At 63.1% G+C, this 7,011-nt stretch carries 2 protein-coding genes; both read left to right on the top strand.

The features are described 5' to 3' along the window. A partial coding sequence (locus BW686_RS25880; RefSeq protein WP_084921038.1) for an AMP-binding enzyme occupies positions 1-892 on the top strand: 892 nt, incomplete at its 5' end. Between the two features lies 1 nt (position 893). Next, a partial coding sequence (locus tag BW686_RS25885; RefSeq protein WP_084921041.1) for a non-ribosomal peptide synthetase occupies positions 894-7,011 on the top strand: 6,118 nt, incomplete at its 3' end.

The raw sequence follows: 7,011 nt of genomic DNA on the forward strand, positions 1-7,011 counted from the left end.
CACGGACGACGTGCTCAGCGTGCCGATTGGTCGGCCTATCGACAACCTGAAAACTCACGTCCTCGACGACGGTTTGCTGCCTGCCGCGCAAGGTGTGGCGGCTGAGTTGTATCTGGGCGGTGTTGGTTTGGCGCGTGGCTATCACAACCGGGCGGCGCTCACGGCTGAACGTTTTGTGCCCGATCCGTTTGATGAGCAGGGTGGGCGGCTTTACCGCACCGGCGACCTGGCGCGGTATCGCGACGAGGGTGTGATCGAATACGCCGGGCGTATCGACCATCAGGTGAAGATTCGCGGCCTGCGCATCGAGCTGGGCGAAATCGAAGCCTGCCTGCTGGAGCACGACAGCGTTCAGGAAGCCGTGGTTATCGACGTTGACGGCCCGGCCGGCAAGCAACTGGCGGCGTATCTGGTGGCTGAACAGCGCAGCGATCACCTGCGCGAAGTGCTGAAAGCGCATCTGAAAGAATCGCTGCCGGAGTACATGGTGCCGACGCATTTCATCGTGCTGGACAGCATGCCGCTGACCGCCAACGGCAAGCTGGATCGCCGGGCGCTGCCCGCACCGGACGCCACTCAGTTGCAGCGTCAGTACGTCGCGCCGTCCACTGAGCAGGAAAAGCACATGGCGGCGATCTGGGCCGATGTGTTGCGAGTCGAGCGCGTCGGGCTGAGCGACGATTTCTTCGAACTGGGCGGCCATTCGCTGCTGGCCACGCAACTGATTGCCAGAATCCACACCGGCCTGGGGATCGACATCCCGCTGCGCCTGATTTTCGAGAAACCGCAATTGAACGAATTTATTCAGGCCTTCGCCAGCAGTGGCCTGTCGCTGACCGAGGACGGCTTGTCCGATATCGAAAAAATGATGAATGAAATGGCGGGTATCTGACATGGACAAGTCTGCAGCAGAGCGTATCGCCCAGCGTTTCACCGGGTTGCCCGTTGAACAGCGCCGGCAGATCCTCGCCAAGATGCACGAAACCGGACAAAGCTTCAGGCTTCTGCCCATCGCTGTCACCCGGCATGATGCCGCGCGTATACCGCTGTCCTACGCTCAGCAGCGCATGCTGTTTCTCTGGCAGATGGAGCCGGACAACGCCGCTTACAATGTGCCGATGGCAGTGCGCCTCAATGGCCCGCTGAACCGCCAGGCATTGAGCGCAGCGCTGGACGATCTCGTGCAGCGCCACGAAACCCTGCGCACCCGGTTTGTTTCCGAGGACGGCGCGTTCTATCAGGAGATTCTTCAGCAGGCGACCGTCGCCCTCGAGTACGCCTCGGTTGAACCCGCCGACATCGAACGCCAGGTGCGCGCCGAGCTGCAAAAGCCTTTCGACCTGCTCAGCGGCACCTTGCTGCGGGTCAAACTGTTTCAGCTGGGCGACACCGAGCACGTGCTGACCGTGTGCATGCATCACATCGTCTCCGATGGCTGGTCCGGCGAAGTGCTTATCCGCGAGTATGTGCAGTTGTATCAGGCGCAGGTTTCCGGGCAGCCGGCGCCATTGCCCGCGCTGGCGATTCAATACGCCGACTACGCCATCTGGCAGCGCGCCTGGCTGGAAGCCGGGGAGGGCGAGCGGCAACTGGACTACTGGAAACAGCAACTGGGCACAGAGCATCCGTTGCTGAACCTGCCGCTGGACCACGAGCGTCCACTGCAACCCAGTCAGCGCGGCGCGACGGTGCGTGTTGACCTGCCGGAACAGCTCTCTGCACACCTGAAAAGCCAGGCGCGCAACAGCGGCCAGACCTTGTTCATGTTGATGTTGGCGGCGCTGTCAGTGGTGCTGTCGCGGTTCAGCGGTCAGGCCGACATTCGCATCGGGGCGCCCAATGCCGGGCGCACCCGCAGCGAGCTGGAGGGCCTGATCGGGTTCTTCATCAACACCCAGGTGCTGCGTGTGCAGGTGGACGAGCGCCAGAGTTTTGCTGAGCTGCTGGATCAAGTGAAACAGGTGGTCACCGGTGCCCAGTCGCATCAGGAGCTGCCGTTTGAACACCTGGTGGACGCGCTGGCCCCGGAACGCAACCTGGGCCACAACCCGCTGTTCCAGTTCAAGATCAACCAGCATGTGCTGGCCGCTGATGACGGCGGGCAACGTGTTTCGGGCTTGACTATCGATGAGTTCCCGATGGGCAGCAGCGATGCGCGTTTTGACCTGGCCTTTGACTTCACTGACACGCCGGGCGGCATTTGCGGCTACTTCACCTACGCCACCGACCTGTTCGAGCCGCAGACCATCGAGCGCATGGCCGACGCACTGCGCGCCGTGCTGCAAGCGCTGGTCGCGGACACTGACCAGCGTCTGGCCGATCAGCCACAAACCGTCTCGCTGCCGGTCGCTGAACAGACCGCCAATTTTGCCTGTGGTGACTTCCTCAGCCTGTGGCAACAGGGCCTGCACATCGGGCGCGGCAAGACTGCCTTGCGCGTTGGCCAGCAGGTGCTGAGCTTTGACGAACTTGAACAACGCAGCAACCAGTTCGCCCGCTACCTGCACGCGCAGAACATCAAGCCGGGCATGACCGTTGCGCTGTGCCTGGACCGTTCTGTGGAGTGGGTGGTCAGCCTGTTGGCGGTGCTTAAACTCGGTGCCGTTTACCTGCCGCTGGACAGCGCGCAACCCGCCGAGCGCCTGCAACAACTGGCCCGTGACAGCGGCGCGGTGTTGCTGATTCACGCGTCTGGCGACAACAAGGCCGCGCAGCTCGGCGTGTGCCCGGTGATGGCGTTTGATGCTGCGCTGTGGGCTGATGCCGACAGCCAGGCGCTGGATATTCAGGTCCTGCCCGAGCAACCGGCTTACATCATCTACACCTCTGGCTCCACCGGGCTGCCCAAAGGCGTGGTGATCAGCCACGGCGCGCTGGCCAACTACGTGCAGGGCGTGCTTGCGCGCCTGTCGCTGGAGAGCGGGGCGAGCATGGCGATGGTGTCGACCGTGGCGGCAGACCTCGGCCATACGTTGTTATTTGGCGCGCTGGCGTCCGGTCGCCCGCTGCATTTGTTGTCTCACGAGCAGGCATTCGACCCCGACGGTTTTGCCCGCTACATGGCCGAGCATCAGGTTGAGGTACTGAAAATCGTGCCCAGCCATTTGCAGGGTTTGCTGCAGGCCGCCCACCCGGCGGACGTGTTGCCGAGCCAATTGCTGATTCTGGGGGGCGAGGCCAGTTCGTGGGCGTTGATCGAGCAGGTTCGCGCGCTGAAGCCGGGCTGCCGGATCGTCAATCACTACGGCCCGACCGAAACCACGGTCGGCATTCTGACCCATGAAGTGGCCGAGCGCCTGAGTGGCTGCCGCAGTGTGCCGGTCGGTCAGCCACTGGCCAACGGCAAGGCGCGGGTGTTGGACGCCTACCTGAACCCGGTCGCCGAGCGGGTGGCCGGCGAGCTGTATCTGGGCGGTCAAGGGTTGGCGCAGGGTTATCTGGGCCGTGCGGCAATGACCGCCGAACGCTTCGTGCCGGACCCGGACGCCGATGGTCAGCGCCTGTACCGGGCGGGCGACCGCGCGCGCTGGGTGGACGGTGTGCTGGAATACCTGGGCCGTGCGGATGATCAGGTGAAAATTCGCGGTTATCGGGTCGAGCCGGGCGAAGTCGGTCAGTGGCTGCAAACCCTGGAAAATGTCGCCGAAGCCGTAGTGCTGGCCCAGCCGCTGGAAAGCGACGAAACACGTCTGCAACTGGTGGCGTACTGCGTCGCAGCAGTCGGTGCGACCTTGAACGTTGAATCCCTGCGTGAGCAACTGGCGGCGCGCCTGCCGGAATACCTGGTGCCCGCGCAGATCCTGTTGCTCGACAGGCTGCCGCTGACCGCCAACGGCAAGCTTGACAAGCGCGCCTTGCCCAAGCCGGGCGTGGTCAAGCAGCGTTACACCGCACCGGTCGGCGAGATCGAGGAAAAGCTCGCGGCCGTCTGGGCGGATGTCCTCAAGCTGGAACAGGTCGGCAGCACCGACAACTTCTTCGAACTGGGCGGCGATTCGATCCTCAGCCTGCAAATCATCGCCCGCGCCAAGCGCCAGGGCATCAAGCTCAGCCCCAAGCAACTGTTCGAAAAACAGACCGTCGGCCAACTGGCTTCGGTGGCCAAGTTGATCGAGAAAAAGCCCGCTGCGGTGGTGGAACAGGTCAGCGGTTCGCTGCCGTTGCTGCCGATTCAGGCGCGCTTCTTCGAACTGGACATTCCTGAGCGCCAGCACTGGAATCAGGCGCTGATGCTCAAACCTCTGCAAACGCTGGAGGCAACTGCTCTTCACGCTGCACTGACGGCGCTGATCGAACAGCACGACGCACTGCGCCTCGGTTTCACCCGGCAAGACGGCCAGTGGCGAGCCACGTTCGGCGCGCTGAACACGCGTGACATGCTGTGGACCCACACGCTGGAGAGTGTCGAGCGCCTGGCCGAACTGGCCGACGAAGCGCAACGCAGCCTGGACCTGAAAAACGGTCCACTGCTGCGCGCAGTGCTGATCGACCTGCCGCAGGGCGAGCAGCGGTTGTTGCTGGTGATTCACCACCTGGCGGTGGACGGTGTGTCGTGGCGCGTGCTGCTGGAAGACCTGCAACAGGTGTATCTCGCTATCGAGGCGGGTCGGCCATTGGCGCTGCCGGCGAAAACCAGCTCACTGAAAAGCTGGGCCGAGCATTTACAGGGCTACGCGCAAAGCGCCGTGCTGGAGCAGGAACTGGGTTACTGGCAAGCGCAGTTGCAGGACGTCAGCGATGCTTTGCCATGCGATTACCCACACGGCGGCCAGCAACAGAAACACGCGCTGTCGGTGGTCACGCAACTGAATGGCGAACTGACCCGGCAACTGCTGCAAGAAGCGCCGGCGGCCTACCGCACGCAGATCAACGACCTGCTGCTGACCGCGCTGGCGCGAGTGGTCAGCCGCTGGACCGCGCAGCCGCATGCGCTGATTCGATTGGAAGGGCATGGCCGCGAAGACCTGTTCGACGCACTGGATATTACCCGCACGGTCGGCTGGTTCAGCAACCTGTACCCGGTCCGGCTCACCCCGCAGGCCACGCTGGCCGATTCGATCATGACCATCAAGGAACAACTGCGCGCAGTGCCTGACAAAGGCATTGGCTATGGCGCGCTGCGTTATCTGGGCAGCGAACCGGCGCGACAGACGTTGCAGGCGTTGCCGCAGGGCAGCATCGTGTTCAATTACCTGGGGCAGTTCGACGGTAGCTTTGACGCGCAAGGCGCTTTGTTCACGCCCTCAGCTGACAGCAGCGGCGCGTCGCAGAGTGCCGATGCGCCACTGGCTGCGCCGCTCAGCATCAATGGTCAGGTCTATGGCGGTGAGTTGCGCCTGAGCTGGACCTTCAGCGGCGCGGTGTTCGAGCGTGACACCGTGCAGCGACTGGCCGATGAATACGCGGTAGAACTGCAACAATTGATTGCGCATTGCACCGCCGAAGGCGTGGCCGGCGTGACCCCGTCGGACTTCCCGCTGGCGCGCCTGAGTCAGTCGCAGCTGGACGGTTTGCCGATCCCGGCCGGACAGATCGAAGACATCTACCCGCTGGCCCCGATGCAGCAGGGCATGCTGTTTCACACCCTGTTCGAGCAGGGGGCGGGCAATTACATCAACCAGATGCGTGTTGAAGTCAGCGGGCTGGACGTGCCACGTTTCCGCGCCGCCTGGCAGGCCACGCTGGAGGCCCACGAGGTGCTGCGCAGCGGTTTTGTCAGCCATCTCGAGCAGTCGCTGCAAGTGGTGTTGCGCGATGTGAGCATGCCGTTTGTCGAACGGGATGCCCTCGCGCACTCAAGCGCATGGATTGACGACTGGGCCAATGCGGACCGTCAGCAGGGCTTTGATCTGGCCCAAGGCCCGTTGCTGCGGCTGGCTGTGTTGAGAACCGGCGAACAGACGCATCAACTGATCTACACCAGCCATCATATCCTCATGGACGGCTGGAGCAGCTCGCGCCTGCTGGGCGAGGTGCTGCAACGCTACAGCGGCCAGACACTGCCGAGGCAAGTCAGCCGTTATCGCGATTACATCGAATGGCTGCAGCGTCAGGATGCTGCGCTCAGCGAACGTTTCTGGACCGGCCAGCTGGCCGAACTGGACGAGCCCACCCGGTTGGTTCAGGCGTTCAAAGCGCCTGAGAACAGGCAGGGGCATGGCGATTACCTGCAACTGATCGATGCCGACAGCACTCGACAGTTGAGCGAGTTCGCCCGCGAACAGCGCGTCACCCTCAACACGCTGGTGCAGTCCGCCTGGCTGCTGGTGCTGCAACGCTACACCGGCCAGACCAGCGTGACTTTCGGCGCTACCGTGGCCGGGCGCCCGGCTGAGCTACCGGGCGTCGAAGAGCAATTGGGGCTGTTCATCAACACCCTGCCGGTGATCGCCAGCCCTCGCCCGGAACAGCGGGTGGCGGACTGGGTGCAGCAGGTGCAGGCGAAGAACCTAGCCTTGCGCGAGCATGAACACACGCCGTTGTACGACATTCAGCGTTGGGCCCGCCGTGCTGGCGAGGCGCTGTTCGACAACATTCTGGTGTTCGAAAACTATCCGGTGTCCGAAGCGTTGCAACAGTCCGCGCCGCAGGGGCTGGTGTTCGGCGGCCTGCACACGCAGGAGCAGACTCATTACCCACTGACCCTGGTGGTCAATCTGGGCGAAACGTTGTCCATGCGTTTCAGCTACGCCTGCGAGTTTTTCAGCGAGTCGCACATGGCGCAGTTGTCGGCGCATCTGTGGCAGGTTTTGCTGGCGCTGGTGCGTGATCCACAGGCAGCGATTGGCGAACTCGCGTTGCTGGATGACCACCAACAACAGCAGATTGTCCGCGACTGGAATGCCACGGCTGCTGATTTCCCTGGCGAACACTGCCTGCACAGTTTGATCGAGGCCCAGGTACAGGCCACACCAGAGGCCCCGGCGCTGATTTTTGCAGCTGAACAACTCAGCTACGCGCAACTCAACGCCCGCGCCAATCAGCTCGCCCATCGCTTGCGTGAAGCGGGTG

The organism is Pseudomonas syringae (genome assembly GCF_002157375.1).
GTDB lineage: Bacteria > Pseudomonadota > Gammaproteobacteria > Pseudomonadales > Pseudomonadaceae > Aquipseudomonas > Aquipseudomonas syringae_T.